Origin of the sequence: Nonlabens ulvanivorans, assembly GCF_000732625.1 — a bacterium.
In the GTDB taxonomy this organism is placed as follows: domain Bacteria; phylum Bacteroidota; class Bacteroidia; order Flavobacteriales; family Flavobacteriaceae; genus Nonlabens; species Nonlabens ulvanivorans.
Genome location: NZ_JPJI01000023.1, coordinates 213536 through 230330, shown reverse-complemented (window position 1 = coordinate 230330; position 16795 = coordinate 213536). Strand labels below are relative to the sequence as shown.

19 protein-coding genes are annotated in these 16795 nt (G+C 36.1%); 5 read left to right on the top strand and 14 right to left on the bottom strand.

Annotated elements, in window-relative coordinates; all coding sequences use genetic code 11:
• Position 1: 1 nt before the first annotated feature.
• From rpmC to rpsL, 13 genes are all read right to left on the bottom strand, one after another.
• Positions 2-184 (bottom strand): 50S ribosomal protein L29, encoded by a 183-nt coding sequence (gene rpmC / locus IL45_RS03385; protein WP_036580326.1) that lies wholly within the window; start codon positions 182-184, stop codon positions 2-4.
• Between the two features lie 6 nt (positions 185-190).
• Positions 191-613, bottom strand: coding sequence for a 50S ribosomal protein L16 (gene rplP, locus IL45_RS03380; protein ID WP_006795806.1), 423 nt, complete (start codon positions 611-613; stop codon positions 191-193).
• Positions 614-622: 9 nt separating this feature from the next.
• Positions 623-1345: a 30S ribosomal protein S3 gene (gene rpsC / locus IL45_RS03375; protein ID WP_006795807.1), complete on the bottom strand. Its 723-nt coding sequence runs from the start codon at positions 1343-1345 to the stop codon at positions 623-625.
• 8 nt (positions 1346-1353) lie between these two features.
• Complete coding sequence (rplV, locus tag IL45_RS03370; RefSeq protein ID WP_036580323.1) at positions 1354-1764, bottom strand: 50S ribosomal protein L22; 411 nt, start codon at positions 1762-1764, stop codon at positions 1354-1356.
• 8 nt (positions 1765-1772) lie between these two features.
• Positions 1773-2051: a 30S ribosomal protein S19 gene (rpsS, locus tag IL45_RS03365; protein WP_036580320.1), complete on the bottom strand. Its 279-nt coding sequence runs from the start codon at positions 2049-2051 to the stop codon at positions 1773-1775.
• 2 nt (positions 2052-2053) lie between these two features.
• Entirely contained in the window at positions 2054-2878 is an 825-nt protein-coding gene (rplB, locus tag IL45_RS03360; protein ID WP_036580318.1) for a 50S ribosomal protein L2, read from the bottom strand.
• Positions 2879-2894: 16 nt separating this feature from the next.
• Positions 2895-3185, bottom strand: coding sequence for a 50S ribosomal protein L23 (gene rplW / locus IL45_RS03355; protein ID WP_036580315.1), 291 nt, complete (start codon positions 3183-3185; stop codon positions 2895-2897).
• Positions 3186-3188: 3 nt separating this feature from the next.
• Positions 3189-3818: a 50S ribosomal protein L4 gene (gene rplD, locus IL45_RS03350; protein WP_036580313.1), complete on the bottom strand. Its 630-nt coding sequence runs from the start codon at positions 3816-3818 to the stop codon at positions 3189-3191.
• Positions 3818-4435, bottom strand: a complete 618-nt coding sequence (gene rplC / locus IL45_RS03345; RefSeq protein ID WP_036580311.1) for a 50S ribosomal protein L3 — start codon at positions 4433-4435, stop codon at positions 3818-3820. Before rplC ends, rplD begins: the two co-directional genes overlap by 1 nt.
• A 75-nt stretch (positions 4436-4510) precedes the next feature.
• Positions 4511-4816, bottom strand: a complete 306-nt coding sequence (rpsJ, locus tag IL45_RS03340; protein ID WP_006795812.1) for a 30S ribosomal protein S10 — start codon at positions 4814-4816, stop codon at positions 4511-4513.
• Positions 4817-4826: 10 nt separating this feature from the next.
• Positions 4827-6968, bottom strand: a complete 2142-nt coding sequence (gene fusA / locus IL45_RS03335) for an elongation factor G (protein WP_036580308.1) — start codon at positions 6966-6968, stop codon at positions 4827-4829.
• A 6-nt stretch (positions 6969-6974) separates the two neighbouring features.
• A complete protein-coding gene (rpsG, locus tag IL45_RS03330) occupies positions 6975-7451 on the bottom strand; it encodes a 30S ribosomal protein S7 (protein ID WP_036580305.1) in 477 nt (158 codons plus the stop codon).
• Between the two features lie 64 nt (positions 7452-7515).
• Entirely contained in the window at positions 7516-7890 is a 375-nt protein-coding gene (rpsL, locus tag IL45_RS03325) for a 30S ribosomal protein S12 (RefSeq protein WP_006795815.1), read from the bottom strand.
• Positions 7891-8063: 173 nt separating this feature from the next.
• Here rpsL and IL45_RS03320 point away from each other — a divergent pair, with 173 nt between their 5' ends.
• The 5 genes from IL45_RS03320 to rlmB all read left to right on the top strand — a co-directional run bounded on the left by IL45_RS03320 (position 8064) and on the right by rlmB (position 16070).
• Positions 8064-9728, top strand: coding sequence for a BamA/TamA family outer membrane protein (locus tag IL45_RS03320; protein ID WP_146128687.1), 1665 nt, complete (start codon positions 8064-8066; stop codon positions 9726-9728).
• A gap of 116 nt (positions 9729-9844) precedes the next feature.
• The gene (locus IL45_RS03315; protein WP_036580300.1) at positions 9845-12892 is read left to right on the top strand and encodes a SusC/RagA family TonB-linked outer membrane protein; all 3048 of its coding nucleotides are present in this window, start codon (positions 9845-9847) and stop codon (positions 12890-12892) included.
• An 11-nt stretch (positions 12893-12903) separates the two neighbouring features.
• Positions 12904-14409: a RagB/SusD family nutrient uptake outer membrane protein gene (locus tag IL45_RS03310; protein WP_036580299.1), complete on the top strand. Its 1506-nt coding sequence runs from the start codon at positions 12904-12906 to the stop codon at positions 14407-14409.
• 18 nt (positions 14410-14427) lie between these two features.
• Positions 14428-15264 carry a baseplate J/gp47 family protein gene (locus IL45_RS03305; RefSeq protein ID WP_036580298.1) on the top strand — a complete coding sequence of 279 codons (837 nt, stop codon included), beginning with the start codon at positions 14428-14430 and terminating at the stop codon, positions 15262-15264.
• A 71-nt stretch (positions 15265-15335) separates the two neighbouring features.
• The gene (gene rlmB / locus IL45_RS03300; RefSeq protein WP_036580296.1) at positions 15336-16070 is read left to right on the top strand and encodes a 23S rRNA (guanosine(2251)-2'-O)-methyltransferase RlmB; all 735 of its coding nucleotides are present in this window, start codon (positions 15336-15338) and stop codon (positions 16068-16070) included.
• Between the two features lie 8 nt (positions 16071-16078).
• On the opposite strand, the gene IL45_RS03295 is transcribed toward rlmB, so the two are convergent.
• Positions 16079-16753, bottom strand: coding sequence for a rhomboid family intramembrane serine protease (locus tag IL45_RS03295; protein WP_036580293.1), 675 nt, complete (start codon positions 16751-16753; stop codon positions 16079-16081).
• Between the last annotated feature and the right edge of the window lie 42 nt (positions 16754-16795).

The following is a 16795-nucleotide window of genomic DNA, read 5'->3' as shown; positions in this document are numbered from 1 at the left end:
TCTACTGATTATTTATAGCCGTTTTAAGTCGAGCGATAGTTCTACGCAAATCCTTAATTTGAGAAGGATTATCTAGTGGGGACACTATATGCGTTCTCGTAAGATCTGCATAAACCTTCTGTGATTCTGCTAACTTATCACTAAGTTCAGCAGCAGAATAACCTTTTACCTCTGATTGTTTCATAACTACTTATTGTTCTTGAAAATCGCGAGCGACTATAAATTTTGTTTTAACTGGTAACTTTTGCGCCGCTAACCTTAGAGCCTCCTTTGCTGTTTCAAGTGGAACACCTGAAATTTCAAATAAAATTCTACCTGGCTTAACTACAGCAGCCCAATATTCTACCGCACCTTTTCCTTTACCCATACGAACCTCTAAAGGCTTCTTAGTTATAGGCTTATCCGGAAATATTTTGATCCATAAAGAACCCTCTCTCTTCATGTAGCGAGTCGCAGCAATACGCGCAGCCTCAATTTGACGAGAATTAATAAATTCTGAATCTAATGATTTGATACCAAACGTACCATACGCTAGCTGATTACCGCGTCCGGAATTACCCTTCATGCGACCCTTCTGCTGTTTTCTAAACTTTGTCTTTCTAGGTTGTAACATCTCTAGCTATTATTTTCTGCGACGACGATTTCCACCTCTGTTCCCAGAGCCGCCATCTGATTTACTTTGTTTCTTCGATAAACCTACTAACGGAGATAACTCACGCTTTCCATAAACCTCACCTTTCATGATCCACACCTTAACACCTAAGCGACCATAAGTCGTATGAGCCTCAACTAAAGCATAGTCTATATCAGCACGGAATGTAGATAAAGGAATTCTACCATCTTTGTAAGATTCAGAACGAGCCATTTCAGCACCATTCAACCTACCAGAGATTTGTATTTTAATACCTTCAGCATTCATGCGCATTGCAGCAGCGATAGCCATCTTTATTGCACGTCTATATGAAATTCTATTCTCAATTTGGCGAGCTACACTTGCTCCTACCAAAAAAGCATCAAGTTCAGGACGTTTAATTTCGTGAATATTAATCTGCACATCTTTACCAGTAATCTTCTTAAGCTCTTCCTTAAGACGATCCACTTCTTGACCACCTTTACCTATAATAATACCAGGTCTAGCAGTAGTTATTGTTACAGTTACAAGTTTCAAAGTACGCTCTATAATAACTCTTGAAACACTAGCTTTAGATAAACGAGCATGAATATACTTACGTATTTTATCATCCTCTGCAAGCTTGTCACCATAATCATTACCACCGTACCAGTTAGATTCCCATCCTCTGATGATACCTAAACGATTTCCTATCGGATTAGTTTTTTGTCCCATATCCTTTTTTAGTTAACCTCTGTATTATTAGTTTGACCTAACACAACAGTAACGTGATTCGATCTTTTTCTTATTCTATGTGCTCTACCTTGAGGCGCTGGACGCAACCTTTTCAACATAGACCCACCATCAACTCTTATCTCTTTAATAAAAAGACCAGCTTCAGCAACATCAGAATCTTCATTCTTCGCTTGCCAATTAGCTATAGCAGACAAAACTAATTTATCAAGTCTACGAGCAGCTTCTTTAGATGAAAACTTTAAAATATTTAAAGAATCCTCAACCTTTTTACCTCTGATAATGTCTGCCACTAACCTCATTTTACGAGGACTAGTAGGACAGTTGTTAAGCTTAGCAAATGCGACGCTCTTTCTCTCTTCCTTAAGCCTTTCAGCCATTTGTTTTTTACGAACTCCCATAGCTTAGATTACTTTTTTCCTTTGTTCTTAGCTCCTGCATGACCTCTAAAAGATCTTGTTGGAGAGAATTCACCTAACTTGTGACCAACCATATTCTCTGTTACATAAACAGGAATAAATTGCTTCCCATTATGAACACCAATAGTTTGCCCGACAAAATCAGGAGTAATCATTGATGCACGAGACCAAGTTTTAATAACAGTCTTTTTTCCGGACTCAACATTTTGAGCCACCTTAGTTTCCAACTTATGGAATACATAAGGTCCTTTTTTTAATGAACGAGCCATAATTATTTCTTTCTACGTTCTAAAATATATTGAGTACTAGCTTTATTCTTGTCACGAGTACGATAACCCTTAGCAGGTATACCGTTACGAGAACGTGGATGACCACCTGAAGACTTACCTTCACCACCACCCATAGGGTGATCGACAGGATTCATAACAACAGGACGTGTTCGAGGCCTTCTACCTAACCATCGTGATCTACCAGCCTTACCACTAACCACTAATTGATGATCGCTATTTGAAACAGCCCCAATTGTAGCTAAACACTCTTGCAAAACTAATCTTGTCTCACCAGAAGGCATTTTAACAGTTGCATACTTACCATCCCTTGCCATTAACTGAGCAAATGAACCAGCACTACGAGCAATAACAGCTCCCTGACCAGGATGCAACTCGATACAACTAATAATACTACCTAAAGGAATACTCGATAATTTCATAGCATTACCAACCTCAGGAGACACAGAGTCACCAGAAACTATATTCTGACCAACTTGCAAACCATTCTGAGCTATAACATAACGCTTTTCTCCATCTTGATAATTCACTAAAGCAATAAAAGCAGTCCTATTCGGATCATACTCTATAGACGCGATTGTAGCAGGCACTCCTTGCTTATCTCTTTTAAAGTCTATAATACGGTAGCGCCTCTTATGACCACCACCTTTGTAACGCATAGTCATACGACCACTAGCATTACGACCACCTGAACGTTTTTTCGGAGCGAGTAAACTCTTTTCCGGCTTATCAGTCGTTATGGCATCATAGCCATTAACAACTCTAAATCGCTGTCCAGGAGTAACAGGTTTTAATTTTCTAACTGACATCTTTTGTCTGTATTATTTATATATTACTATAAAGGTCGATGGTATCTCCATCTTGCAATTGTACAAAAGCTTTTTTACTAGCTTTAGTTTTACCAATTTGCATCCCTGATTTTGTAAACTTTGTTTTACGCTCAACACGTACATTCATAGTTCTTACCTTAGTAACAGTAACACCATATGTAGCCTCAACCGCATTTTTAATTTGAATCTTATTAGCGTTAGGCATAACCTCAAACCCATAACGATTCAATAACTCACTATCACTAGTAGCTTTTTCTGTAATGATTGGTTTTATTAAGATATTCATAGCCTATTTGCTTAAAGTTTCCTCGATTCCTTCTAATGAGCTCTCCAACACTACAACACTATTAGCATGTAAAATTTTGTAAGTGTTTAATTCTGAGTTAGTTACCACTTCAGAACCCTTGAAATTTCGAGAAGACAAATATACATTATTATTTGAACCACCCAACACAAAAAGAGATTTTTTATTATCTAATCCTAAAGACTTCAAAACATCTATAAAATTCTTAGTTTTTGGAGCCTCAAAATTAAAGTCTTCAACGATATGTAAATTACCTTCAGCCATCTTCTGACTCAAAACAGATTTACGAGCTAATCGCTTCTGACCTTTATTTAATTTAAAAGAATAATCTCTAGGAACAGGACCGAACATACGTCCACCACCTCTAAAAACACCTGACTTTATAGATCCAGCTCTTGCTGTACCAGTTCCTTTTTGCTTCTTAATCTTACGGGTACTACCAGTAATTTCAGCACGTTGCTTAGCCTTGTGAGTTCCTTGACGCTGATTTGCTAGATATTGCTTAACATCTAAATAAATCGCGTGATCATTAGGCTCAATTGCGAAAATGCTATCAGATAATTCAACCTGACGTCCAGTTTCTTTTCCTTTAATGTCTATAACTGATACCTTCATTACTTCTGTAAGATTACATAAGCATTCTTATGTCCAGGTACACATCCTTTAACCACTAAAAGATTTTTTTCCGGAACTACTTTAAGAACTCTTAAATTTTCAACTTTAACTTTTGTATTACCCATCTGTCCAGCCATGCGCATTCCTTTAAATACACGAGCAGGATAAGACGCCGCACCAATAGATCCTGGTGCACGTAAACGGTTATGCTGACCATGAGTGGCTTGACCAACTCCAGCAAATCCATGGCGTTTTACAACACCTTGGAAACCTTTACCCTTCGATGTTCCTGATACATCTATAAACTCACCTTCAGTGAATATATCAACAGAGATTGCATCTCCTAATTTGTAAACCTCATCAAAACCTTGAAATTCTACAACTTTTCTCTTGACACCAGTTCCCGCTTTCTTAAAGTGACCTTGAGCCGCTTTAGATGCGTTTTTGTCTGATTTGTCATCGAAACCAAGTTGAAGGGCAGCATAGCCGTCCACTTCTTCAGTTCTGACTTGGGTAACAACGCAAGGACCTGCCTCTATGATCGTACATGGCACATTCTTACCATTCTCATCATAAATGCTAGTCATTCCGATTTTTCTTCCTATTAACCCAGACATAATTATTATTTATTATATTAATGTTATTCATTAAATCACGCTTTCGCGAAAGCGTGATTTAATAAAACTTTTTTATTATACTTTAATCTCAACTTCAACACCACTTGGTAACTCCAACTTCATTAAGGCATCAATAGTTTTGCTAGATGAACTATAAATATCTAACAACCTCTTGTAAGAGCTTAATTGGAATTGTTCACGTGATTTTTTATTAACGTGAGGAGACCTTAATACTGTAAAGATTTTCTTGTGAGTTGGTAATGGAATTGGACCAGTTACCACAGCACCTGTACTCTTTACTGTTTTAACGATTTTTTCAGCAGACTTATCTACCAGCATGTAATCGTAAGACTTTAACTTTATTCTGATTTTTTGACTCATCTTTTGAAAATTAGTTTGTTGCACCTTTAGCTGCTGCGATTACTTCTTCACTAATGTTAGAAGGAGTTTCAGCATAGTGTGAAAATTCCATTGTTGATGTTGCACGACCTGATGAAAGAGTACGTAATGTAGTTACATAACCAAACATTTCAGATAACGGCACTTCAGCCTTCACAACCTTTGCACCTGCACGATCACCCATATCATTAACCTGTCCACGACGACGGTTTAAGTCACCTACAATATCACCCATATTTTCTTCAGGAGTAATAACTTCAAGTTTCATAATAGGCTCAAGTATAACAGCTCCAGCAGATTTTGCAGAGGCTTTATAACCCATTCTAGCAGCTAATTCAAAGGAAAGAGCATCAGAATCTACTGGGTGGAAAGAACCATCCGTAAGAGTAACACGCATACTATCCATCTCAAAACCTGCAAGAGGTCCTGCCTTCATAGCTTCACGGAAACCTTTCTCAATAGCAGGGATAAATTCCTTAGGAACGTTACCACCTTTAATCTTATTAATAAATTGTAACCCTTCTTCTACTTTACCTTCTTCATTTTCTTCAGCAGGCTCGATAGTAAAAACAATATCACCAAATTTACCACGTCCACCAGATTGCTTCTTATAAGTCTCTCTGTGATCTGCAGCTCTTGTAATAGCTTCCTTATATTCAACTTGTGGCGCTCCTTGATTAAGCTCAACCTTAAACTCGCGACGCATACGATCAACGATGATATCTAAGTGCAACTCACCCATCCCAGAAATAATTGTTTGGCCAGAAGCCTCATCAGTTCTCACTTGGAATGTTGGATCTTCCTCCGCTAGTTTAGCTAACGCCATACCCATCTTATCAACATCTGCCTTAGTTTTAGGCTCAACCGCAATACCAATTACCGGATCAGGGAAGTCCATAGATTCCAAAACAATAGGATGCTTCTCATCCGACATTGTATCACCAGTTTTAATATCTTTAAAACCTACTGCGGCACCGATATCACCTGCCTCAATAAAGTCAATAGCGTTCTGTTTATTAGAGTGCATCTGATAAATACGAGAGATACGCTCTTTTTTACCTGAACGATTATTCAAGATATAAGATCCAGCATCTAAACGACCAGAATATGCACGGAAGAAAGCTAAACGACCAACAAAAGGATCAGTAGCAATCTTAAATGCTAATGCAGCAAATGGCTCTTTTACATCAGGTTTACGTAATTCTTCTTTTTCAGTATCTGGATTGATTCCTTTGATACCTTCTTTATCCGTAGGAGAAGGTAAATAACGACAAACAGCATCTAATAAAAACTGAACACCTTTATTTTTGAATGCAGAACCACAAATCATAGGGATGATAGACATATCCATCACAGCAGCACGAAGAGCAGCATGCACTTCATCCTCAGTAATAGAGTCCTCATCTTCCATGAATTTCTCTAATAAATTCTCATCGTAAGCAGCAACCTCTTCAATAAGAAGTGCACGATATTTCTTAGCCTCTGCCTTCATATCCTCAGGGATATCAATCACATCAAATGTTGACCCTTGAGTATTATCATGCCATACAATAGCACGGTTTTTAACTAAATCTACGATACCTTTAAAATCCGCTTCATCTCCAATATTTAAAACAATCGGCACAGCGTTTGACTTCAACATATCCTTTACTTGCTGACATACAGCAAGAAAATTAGAACCTTGACGATCCATTTTATTCACGAAACCAATACGTGGAACTTTATAATTATCAGCAAGTCTCCAATTAGTTTCTGATTGAGGCTCTACACCATCAACAGCACTAAATAAGAATACTAAACCATCAAGAACACGTAAAGACCTATTTACTTCTACAGTAAAATCAACGTGACCAGGAGTGTCTATAATATTAAAATGATAATCTTTAGTTTCTGGTAGCGGCTTTGCATTTTCTAAAGGAAACTTCCAAGTACAAGTAGTAGCAGCAGATGTGATAGTAATACCACGCTCTTGCTCCTGCTCCATCCAGTCCATAGTCGCAGCACCATCATGAACCTCACCGATTTTGTGAGAAACTCCAGTGTAATAAAGAATACGTTCCGTAGTAGTAGTTTTTCCTGCATCAATATGAGCAGCAATACCTATATTTCTTGTGTATTTTAAATCTCTAGCCATTATTTCTTAGAATCTAAAGTGAGAGAATGCCTTGTTTGCCTCGGCCATCTTGTGAGTATCTGTCTTCTTTTTAACAGCAGCACCTTCTTCTTTTGAAGCAGCTAGGATTTCAGAAGCTAATTTTTGAGAAAAACTTTTCTCATTACGCTTACGTGAATAACCTATCAACCACTTCATAGCAGTAGATATCTTTCTGTCTGGACGAATCTGCATTGGAATTTGAAAAGTAGCTCCACCAACACGGCGACTACGTACTTCAACATGAGGCATTACATTTGATAATGCATCTTTCCATAATTCAAGCGCGGTTTTCTCGTCGTCTTGTTTTTTCTCTTCTACAATGTCAATAGCATCATAAAAAAGTTTAAAAGCTGTTGACTTCTTTCCGTGTAACATCATCATGTTCACAAAACGGGTCACTAGCTGGTCTTTAAAACGTGGATCCGGAAGGATAGGACGTTTCTTGGCCTGTCTTTTTCTCATTTCTTCTCTTTGAGTTGTTAATTAAAGCTCACAAACTGAGTATAGCTTGTTAACTTAAAAAATTTTACTTCTTAGGGCGTTTTGCACCATACTTAGATCTACGTTGTGTACGGCCTGCAACACCCGCTGTGTCCAGTGCACCGCGCACTATATGATATCTAACTCCTGGCAAATCTTTTACCCTTCCACCTCTAACCAATACTATCGAGTGCTCTTGTAGATTGTGTCCTTCTCCTGGGATGTAAGCATTCACTTCCTTACCATTGGTAAGTCTAACCCTTGCCACCTTTCTCATTGCTGAGTTAGGCTTCTTAGGTGTAGTTGTGTAAACACGAGTACATACTCCACGACGTTGAGGACAAGAATCTAAAGCAGCCGATTTACTCTTCTTGGTTATTTTGGCTCTTCCTTTACGTACTAATTGTGAAATCGTTGGCATATTGTTTTACGCTAATAAATTAATCCCCTATTTTAGGGTCGGCAAAGGTATAAATAAAATTGAGTTATTCAAACCTCAGTTTCAAGTTTTTACAATATCTTTTTCCTAACAGACAAGAAACTCACATTTAAAGACGTTATTTTACCATATCGTTATCTATAAAACCTGTTTTTTTGAATAAGAAAATCGTCCTTATTATTTATCTACTATCTTTCTGTAATAGCACTGCACAAACATTGCTATTGGAATACAAGGCAAGCCAAACCAGCGAACAAACAATCTTAGACAGCATTTCCAAAAATAAATCTTTCCCAAATTTTAAAGCCTTAAAAAAATATAACGACAGCTTAATCAACCAACTTAATCAAAAAGGCTATGTAAACCTACTATCCCAGCCTCTTCAAAAAACAGATGAATTTAAGTACCAACAAAAAATAGAACTCAATAAAAGAGTTAAGACAATCGAAATTATCGCAAATCCTTTAAACAAAGAAATAGATAGTTTAGTTGAGGTAATGCTTTCGCGAAAGCGTGGTAAAAATTTTTACAACTTTGAAGAAGTCGAAGAGAAACTAAAAGAACTACATCGTTTTATTTCTAATAATGGATTCTCATTTCTAAAGATTCAGGCAAATGAATTTGAAACAAAAGGAGAAGACACTATCTCCCTTAATATAAATCTATCAATTAATAAAAAAAGAAAAATAGATAAAATAATAATTAAGGGTTATGATCAATTCCCTGAGAAATACATAAGTAAAATTACAAATCAGAATCTAGTATTCAATCAAAGCAATATTGTTAAAGTTAAGTCAGCATTTAAGCAGATACCTTTTACCACAATAGTCAAAGAACCTGAAATACTTTTCAAAAAAGATTCAACGTTCGTATATATTTATTTAAAGAAAAAAAACAGTAATTCAGCAGATGGATTAATAGGGTTTAATAATTCTGATAACGGTAAATTAGAACTCAATGGGTATATAGATTTAACATTATACAATAACCTAAACAACGGTGAAAAATTAACAATTCTATACAGAGGTGATAATGATGACCAAACCAGATTAGATATTAACACGGAGTTCCCATATATACTAAAATCAAATTTAGGGATAACTGCTGGGCTAAATTTACTTAGAAGAGATAGCACCTACCAAAACACAACGATCACTACAGGGCTTTTTTATGCATTAACGCCACAAATGAATATCGGATTATCTTATAATAAAAAGAACTCGACAGTACAAGAAATCAACATCACAAACAACAATAGCAAAAGTGACAATCTCGTTTTAAACTTAAACCATCAAAAACCTGCTAAAGAGGATATTTTTTTGAGCGATATCTTAACAGAAATTCAGATTAGTATCGGTAATCGAACAATAGAGTCTAAAACAAATAGACAAACACTTATCACTTCAACTATTCACAAAAACTTATACCTAAATAAAAAGCAAAGTATTCATCTAGAAAATCACATTAAATTTCTAGGAAGCAGTAATATCTTATTTAACGAACTCTTTCAAGTCGGTGGCTCTAATAGCATAAGAGGATTTAATCAAAACAGTATAGATACTTCTTCTTTTCTCTCACTGAACACAGAGTACAGACACAGAATAAGTAGCGGAATTTATCTACACAGCATCTTGGATTACGCTATTTTCGAAGAATACACTACCAATAAAACGCAATATATATATGGAATTGGATTTGGTGCCGCAATTTTAACACAGTCAGGAATTTTAAAATTAAGTATCGCGAATGGCACTTTCTCTGGAGCTAACATGGACTTTTCCAGCACAGTAGCACATTTAAACATGCAAATAATATTTTAGAATGTTACCTAAATGTTAACTATCACTTAAATAATTGCATAATTTGATAGGATAAAAGTTGTTTTATTAACTATTATTTGTGACTTTTGGCTTTGGCTAATTCAAATAAATCAAAAATGAAAACAAAATTAAATGGAATTTTAACGCTGTTCTTAGCGTTAGTTGTGCAATTTGCTATTGCACAAACAGTGACCGGTAAGGTTACTGATGCATCAGGAGAACCTGTTTTAGGAGCAACCGTGCTCGTAAAAGGCAGTAGCAATGCTACCACAACAGATTTTGATGGTAACTATTCAATTAGTGCTGTTGCAACTGATGTATTAGTATACTCCTTTGCTGGGTACACACCTCAGGAAGTACCTGTAGGAGACCGCAGTGCGATAAACATTGTAATGGAAGAGGCTCTAGATGCTGTCGTTGTACAAGCTTATAGGACTGCATCAGTTGCAAAAAGTAACGTAGCTGCAACAACTATAACTAGTGATGATATAGTTGACAGACCTAACGCATCAGTAATTCAGAGGTTACAAGGTCAAATACCAGGACTTACGGTTCAAACAAACACTGGTCAACCAGGTGCTAACTCTTTAATCCAATTAAGGGGTATTAGTTCTATAAATGGTAATACAGAACCATTGATAGTGGTTGATGGTGTGCCAGTTGATGAGGATGCCTTTAGAACATTTAACCCAAATGATATTGAGACTACTACTGTTCTTAAAGATGCTGCGGCAACTGCAATTTACGGTAACCGTGGTGCAAATGGTGTAATAGTTATTACAACAAGAGGTGGTAAATATAACTCACCTTTAACAGTTAATTACTCAGCACAAACTGCGTTTACTGAACTTATTGACACTGATTACAACTTGTATGATGCGCAAGGCTATTTATCTTTAGAGAACAGAAGAGGTACTGGTCGTGGAGCTACACTTACACAAGCAGAAATTGATGCATTTGATGTAAACACAGATTGGAGAGATACTTTCTTTAGAACTGGGGTTTCACAACAACATAACTTATCATTACGTTCAGGTGGTGAAAATCTAACTCAATTTACATCGCTAAATTACACGAAACAAGAAGGATCTTTACTTGCCAGTGATTTACAACGTATGAATTTAAGAACTAACATTTCTGGAAAATCGGATAATGGTAAATTTAACTTCAGCACAACTGCTGCATTAGGTTTCTCTAAGAACAATTCTCAAACTGAGCCAGAAACTAGAAACAACGCGATTTACTTTAATTCTATTTTCAATGCTAACAATGGTCTACCTTATTTCGACCCTAACAACATTGATGTAGAATTAGAAAACTGGGTTAACTCTTTACAGGCAATATATGCTCCATACGTAACGTTAGATAACGTAAGAATGAATGGTAACCGTGAAGATGAAATCAAACTTATCTTAGGTGGTGATGCATCTTACAAGATTACGGACAAGCTTACTGCTCGTTACAGAATTGGTGTTGATTACACTAGTGAAGTTGGATTACGTTATGCTGATCCAAGATCTGGACTAGCAAGAGTAAGAGCTAGCTTTATAGGACCGGATGAAGTTGAAGGTTTCCAAAATGAATCTTACTTCAGAGATTTCCGTTTCAATTCAAACATTAACTTAGGTTATGCAACGAAATTTGGTAAAGGAGAAACCGATAGAGAAAAGAAACACAGTTTCTTAGCAAACATCTATTTAGAATATGTAAAAGCACATTTTAAGAGTTTCAACTTCTCTCAAACTGGTTTAGACCCTAGAACTTTCTCGCCTGGTAATGATGGTGGAGCGTTCATATCTGACAACCTTGATAATGACGAATTTGTACCAACTGTAGGTTCAGCTAAAGCTAGTACTGGTTTATTCTCTTACTTTGGTGAAGTAGATTACGATTATGACGAAAGATTTGGTTTTACTGGAACATTAAGGAGAGATGCATCTTCTCGTTTTACGGAAGATAATGCATGGGGTACATTCTGGTCTGTAGCAGGTAGATGGAACTTACATAAAGAGAAGTTCATGGAAAACGCTACTTTCATTAACTCTTTAAAATTAAGAGCTTCATATGGAACAACTGGTAACGACCGTATCTCAAGTACTTATTATGGTGCTTTAAATAATACAAGAACGTTATTTGGAACTGGTATCTCTTATGCAGATAACCAAACATTTGTTAGAACTCAATTAGGTAACACTGATTTGAGATGGGAAACTATTAAGCAAGCAAACGTAGGTATCGAATTTGCAATGTTAGATAGTAGATTAAGAGGAACGTTAGAGGTTTATGACAAGAAAACTGAAGATTTATTCTTTAGTCGTTTTGTATCTCTTGTAAATGGTGTTAGTTCACAAAACGCTAACTTAGGTGATATTCAAAACCGTGGTGTTGAACTAGGGATCTCATATGATGTATTAAGAGCAAATAACAAAGATCAATTAGGTGTTAATGTATATGCTAACGTAAATTATAACAGAAATAAAGTTCTTTTTGTTGATTTACCTGATGGATTACAAGATAATGGAACTAATGTTATTCAAGTTGGTGAGCAAATCAATGAATTCTTTGTAGTACCTTATTTAGGAGTTAATCCTGCAAACGGTAACTTATTATTTGAAGACATTAACGGTAACCCAACAGAAGCACCTACTCTAGCTGACAGAAGACTTACAGGTACAGATAGTGCTCCAGATTTTCAGGGAGGTTTTGGTATCAATTTAGATTACAAGAATTTCTTCTTTGAAACTCAATTTAACTTCATGACAGGATTATCGCGTTTTGATTTTAATCAACAAGATTACTATGACATCACTAGTTTAGGTCTTTACAACTTATCTGCAGATTTAGAAAGAGCTTGGACTCCAACTAACAGAATTACAGATATCCCTTCTTTAGACGCTACTAACTCTGATCCAGGTGTAACATCTGACAGATTCTTAAAAGATTCAGATTTCTTAAGATTGAGATTTGTACAATTAGGTTACAACTTAGACCAAAAATTATTGGACAAAACATTCTTATCTTCAGGAAGAATTTATGTGAATGCTGAAAATTTAATCACGTGGAGTGAATGGTTAGGTAGTGATCCAGAAAGTCAAAGACTATCAGAATATAATAGATACCCTACTCCAAGAACAATTAGTGTTGGATTAGATCTTAACTTCTAAAATAAAAAGCAATGAAAAAAATAATAATTATAATAGCAGCTGTATTTGCATTATACAGTTGTGAAGACGCAACAGACATAGTGCAGCCAAGTGAATTTGGTTTTGATGCAGCGTTTCAAAATGCACAAGACGTTAAAACAGCTGTATATGGAGTTTACGGAGCTGTTAACTCTACATCTGAAATACAATTTGCAACTCAGGTTACGGATGAATGTAGTTTAGGTTCTGCTGGTAACAATGGAAGTGATACTCACAGATTACAGATTAATGTAAACAACGGTTTTGCTAACGCAATTTGGGCAAATAACTATGCTGCAATTTTAAGAGCAAACATTCTGTTTGAAGGAGCTGCCTTAGTTACTCCTACTGAACCTGCAGATGTGGCTTTATACAATGAAGCATTAGGTGAAAACTATGCTTTAAGAGCATATGCATACAGTAAATTACTAACACACTTCGCTGAAGATTTAAATGACCCTAATTCATTAGGAGTAATTCTAATCGACTTTGTACCAAGTGTAGAGACTAGACTACCTCGTAGCAGTGTACAAGATGTTGTTGATTTTATTAACAACGACTTACAAGAAGCTGAAAACCTTCTTACAACTGCGGGAACTGGATATAGCCCAATTTTTGTATCTGTAGATTTTGTTAGAGCTTTAAGAGCAAGAGTTAATGCTTATGTAGGTGACTACGGAACAGCTACTACTTATGCAAACGCAGTATTAGGTAATTTCACATTACCAACAACAGCGAGTGAGGCTGACTTCAGAACGATATGGCAAGATGTAGCTGGTGCAGCTGAAGCTAATGAAGTGATTTTCAAATTTGACAATACTTTAGCTGTTGGTAGCAGTATGGGACAAATCTGGAACACAAACTTAAGTGATGCAACTGGGTCTCCTTTATATGAAGTAAGTAGAAACTTATATCAGACGTTAGAAGATAATTCTACAAACTTTGGTGATATTAGAAGAAACATTTGGATTGATCCATCATCTACCATCGTAGCTGATTATCCTAACGACCCTAATCCACAACAAAACGATCGTATCGTAGTAGACAAGTATCCTGGAGATCCAGCTTTACCTGGATTAACTGGTGGTTTAACGAATGATCAAAAAGTTTTCAGAACTGTTGAAATGCATTTCATACTTGCTGAAGCAGCTGTAGTTAATGGTGATTTACCAGGAGCTGCTGCTCAAATAAAAACAGTACGTGATGCAAGGTATACGAATCAACAAGCAGCACCTGTATACGCAAGTGCTCAGGCTGCATGGGCAGATATCTTAAATGAACGTAAAATCGAATTATTTGCTGAAGGACATAGATTTGCTGATGTTAAAAGATTGGGTGCATTAGCGAATCAAGGTTATGATCGTAATGAAACTGATTGTTCATTATATCCAACACCAGAATGTGATCTTGGATTCTCAGATGTAAGAACTCAATACTTACCTATTCCGGCGGCTGAATTCCAAGGAAATCCTGGTATCCAACAAAATCCTAATTTTTAATTTTTAACATCTCATAAAATGAAAAATATATTTAAATATTTAGGGGTAGCACTAGCTATTTTAATGGTTTCCTGTGAAGCAGATCCGTTAATTTATAATGGAAACAACAATCCATTAATATCTTTTAGCTCTCCTAGTTACAACCTAGAAATTGTAATTGACGCAACTGGTAGTCTTGACGTTCCAGTAAACTCATCTAGTTTATCTTCAACTGATAGAACTGTCGGTGTAGAAGTGATTGTAGATGACACTACAGCCTTAGCGGGATCTTATTCAGTTCCTGCAACAGTAACAATTCCTGCAAATGAATACTCTGGTATACTAACTATTGACGGAACTGACATTGCTGGTGTAGATACAAGCGCGTTGACTTTAGTAATTGGATTGACACCAGGTAGTGGTTTTACAACAGGACCTAATGCTACTATAAGTGTTTTTCAAGTATGTCCAGTTGATCCAGCTTTCTTCACGGGAGATTATCAAATGACACATCTAGTTTTTAATGGATTTGGTGTTCCTACATTTGGTTTTGGTACTGTTGTAACTCTATCAAATTCAGGAGGAACTTCAAGAACTTTCCCTGCACCGTATGCACCAGACTTAGGTTCTTTTAGTGCCGTAACTTGGGAATTTGGTTTATCTTGTAATGAGGTAGTTTGGACTGCAACTCAAGACTCAGGTATTGGATGTGCTGCTACTCCAGCAAACATTGAATTAAGTACTGCAGATGCTGCATTTGGAAATGGGGCATATGATCCATTAAATGATGCTTCCTTTACTATGAACTTAGTTGATGATGATGCTGATGACTGTGGAGCAAGAACTAATGTTTCAATTCTTATGACCAAAATCTAGTCTAAGATTTATATCAATCAAAACGCCTCAACCATTGGTTGGGGCGTTTTTTATTTACATACATTTGCAACATGGAAAAGACTACATACATTTACGGTTTAAGAGCGATTATAGAAGCCATCGAAAGTGGACAAAACTTAGGTAAAATCTATTTATTACGTGAAGCTGAAGGTGTTTTAATGGGACAACTTAAAACACTTGTTAACAAGCATAAAATCACTAATTCATTTGTACCTGTAGAAAAACTAGATAAAATATCCAGCTATGGAAATCATCAAGGTGCTGTAGCCTCTATTTCTCCGGTGGATTTTGCATCATTAGAAGATATACTAGAAAAACGTAATGTTGAATCCAAAGAAATATACCTATTACTAGATGGTGTAACGGATGTACGTAATTTTGGTGCTATTATTAGAACCGCTGAATGTACTGGTGTTAGTGCTATTATTATAGGAGAAAGCGGCTCTGCTCCGATTAATCCAGCAACAATTAAAACAAGTGCTGGAGCTGTTTTTAATATTCCTATTTGTAAAGTAGCACATATAAAGGATGCGGTATTCCTAATGAAGGCATATGGAATAACAACGATAGGTGCGACTGAAAAATCAGCTAAAGTAATCTATGATGTCGATCTTAACCATTCAATAGCACTAGTTATGGGAAGTGAAGACCGTGGTATTAACCCTTCAACATTAAAGGTAATTGATGAACCAATCAAACTACCTATGAAAGGTGATATTGCATCACTCAATGTATCTGTTGCCTGCGGAGCTATACTATATGAAATTGTAAGACAGCAAGGATAAGGTAACTCCTATTCTTCCTCTTCTAATTCAAAAAAATTACCATCCTCATCAAATTGACGCATGAAAGGATCGTCGCCGGCATTAAAATCTGCGGTTTCCCATTGATATTTCTTTTTTTCAGGCAACTTATTTTTAGTAATAATGGCAAGTAGTAAACCTACTACTCCACCGCTTAAATGACCTTCCCAAGAAATGCCTGTTTTTAATGGTAAAACATACCATACCATGCTACCATAAAAAAAAGCAACTACAAAACTTAAAGCAAGCATTCTATAATGCTTTGTGAATACTCCTTTAAAAAACAAAAAGCTGGCTAATAAATAAATCAAACTACTCGCACCAATGTGATATGATGGCCTACCGATTACCCATGTCATAATACCACTGAAGAATAAGCCTAACAATAAAACCTTCAAACTTATATTTCTGTAAAAATAGCATAGTCCTGTAATCAAGACCAATGACGGTATAGTATTACTCCATAAATGCCCAAGATCTGCATGAATAAATGGACTAAAAACAACACCTTTTAATCCACTCAATTTGCCAGGTCTTATACCTAAATCTGTAAAGTTGAAATTGTATTTAACTTCAATAGTATAGATGAACCATATTGCAATGGTGAATACTAATGCCGGCAATACCGTATAAATGTCAAACTTAAAATATTGATAATCTTTCACTATAAAAGGATATCAAGAACATGACCAAATACGAATGTGGAA

What these genes read in the sequence shown, in the direction of transcription:
- rpmC (WP_036580326.1), bottom strand. Translation starts at nt 184, where the DNA reads ATGAAACAATCAGAGGTAAAAGGTTATTCTGCTGCTGAACTTAGTGAT.
- rplP (WP_006795806.1), bottom strand. Translation starts at nt 613, where the DNA reads ATGTTACAACCTAGAAAGACAAAGTTTAGAAAACAGCAGAAGGGTCGC.
- rpsC (WP_006795807.1), bottom strand. Translation starts at nt 1,345, where the DNA reads ATGGGACAAAAAACTAATCCGATAGGAAATCGTTTAGGTATCATCAGA.
- rplV (WP_036580323.1), bottom strand. Translation starts at nt 1,764, where the DNA reads ATGGGAGTTCGTAAAAAACAAATGGCTGAAAGGCTTAAGGAAGAGAGA.
- rpsS (WP_036580320.1), bottom strand. Translation starts at nt 2,051, where the DNA reads ATGGCTCGTTCATTAAAAAAAGGACCTTATGTATTCCATAAGTTGGAA.
- rplB (WP_036580318.1), bottom strand. Translation starts at nt 2,878, where the DNA reads ATGTCAGTTAGAAAATTAAAACCTGTTACTCCTGGACAGCGATTTAGA.
- rplW (WP_036580315.1), bottom strand. Translation starts at nt 3,185, where the DNA reads ATGAATATCTTAATAAAACCAATCATTACAGAAAAAGCTACTAGTGAT.
- rplD (WP_036580313.1), bottom strand. Translation starts at nt 3,818, where the DNA reads ATGAAGGTATCAGTTATAGACATTAAAGGAAAAGAAACTGGACGTCAG.
- rplC (WP_036580311.1), bottom strand. Translation starts at nt 4,435, where the DNA reads ATGTCTGGGTTAATAGGAAGAAAAATCGGAATGACTAGCATTTATGAT.
- rpsJ (WP_006795812.1), bottom strand. Translation starts at nt 4,816, where the DNA reads ATGAGTCAAAAAATCAGAATAAAGTTAAAGTCTTACGATTACATGCTG.
- fusA (WP_036580308.1), bottom strand. Translation starts at nt 6,968, where the DNA reads ATGGCTAGAGATTTAAAATACACAAGAAATATAGGTATTGCTGCTCAT.
- rpsG (WP_036580305.1), bottom strand. Translation starts at nt 7,451, where the DNA reads ATGAGAAAAAGACAGGCCAAGAAACGTCCTATCCTTCCGGATCCACGT.
- rpsL (WP_006795815.1), bottom strand. Translation starts at nt 7,890, where the DNA reads ATGCCAACGATTTCACAATTAGTACGTAAAGGAAGAGCCAAAATAACC.
- IL45_RS03315 (WP_036580300.1), top strand. Translation starts at nt 9,845, where the DNA reads ATGAAAACAAAATTAAATGGAATTTTAACGCTGTTCTTAGCGTTAGTT.
- IL45_RS03310 (WP_036580299.1), top strand. Translation starts at nt 12,904, where the DNA reads ATGAAAAAAATAATAATTATAATAGCAGCTGTATTTGCATTATACAGT.
- IL45_RS03305 (WP_036580298.1), top strand. Translation starts at nt 14,428, where the DNA reads ATGAAAAATATATTTAAATATTTAGGGGTAGCACTAGCTATTTTAATG.
- rlmB (WP_036580296.1), top strand. Translation starts at nt 15,336, where the DNA reads ATGGAAAAGACTACATACATTTACGGTTTAAGAGCGATTATAGAAGCC.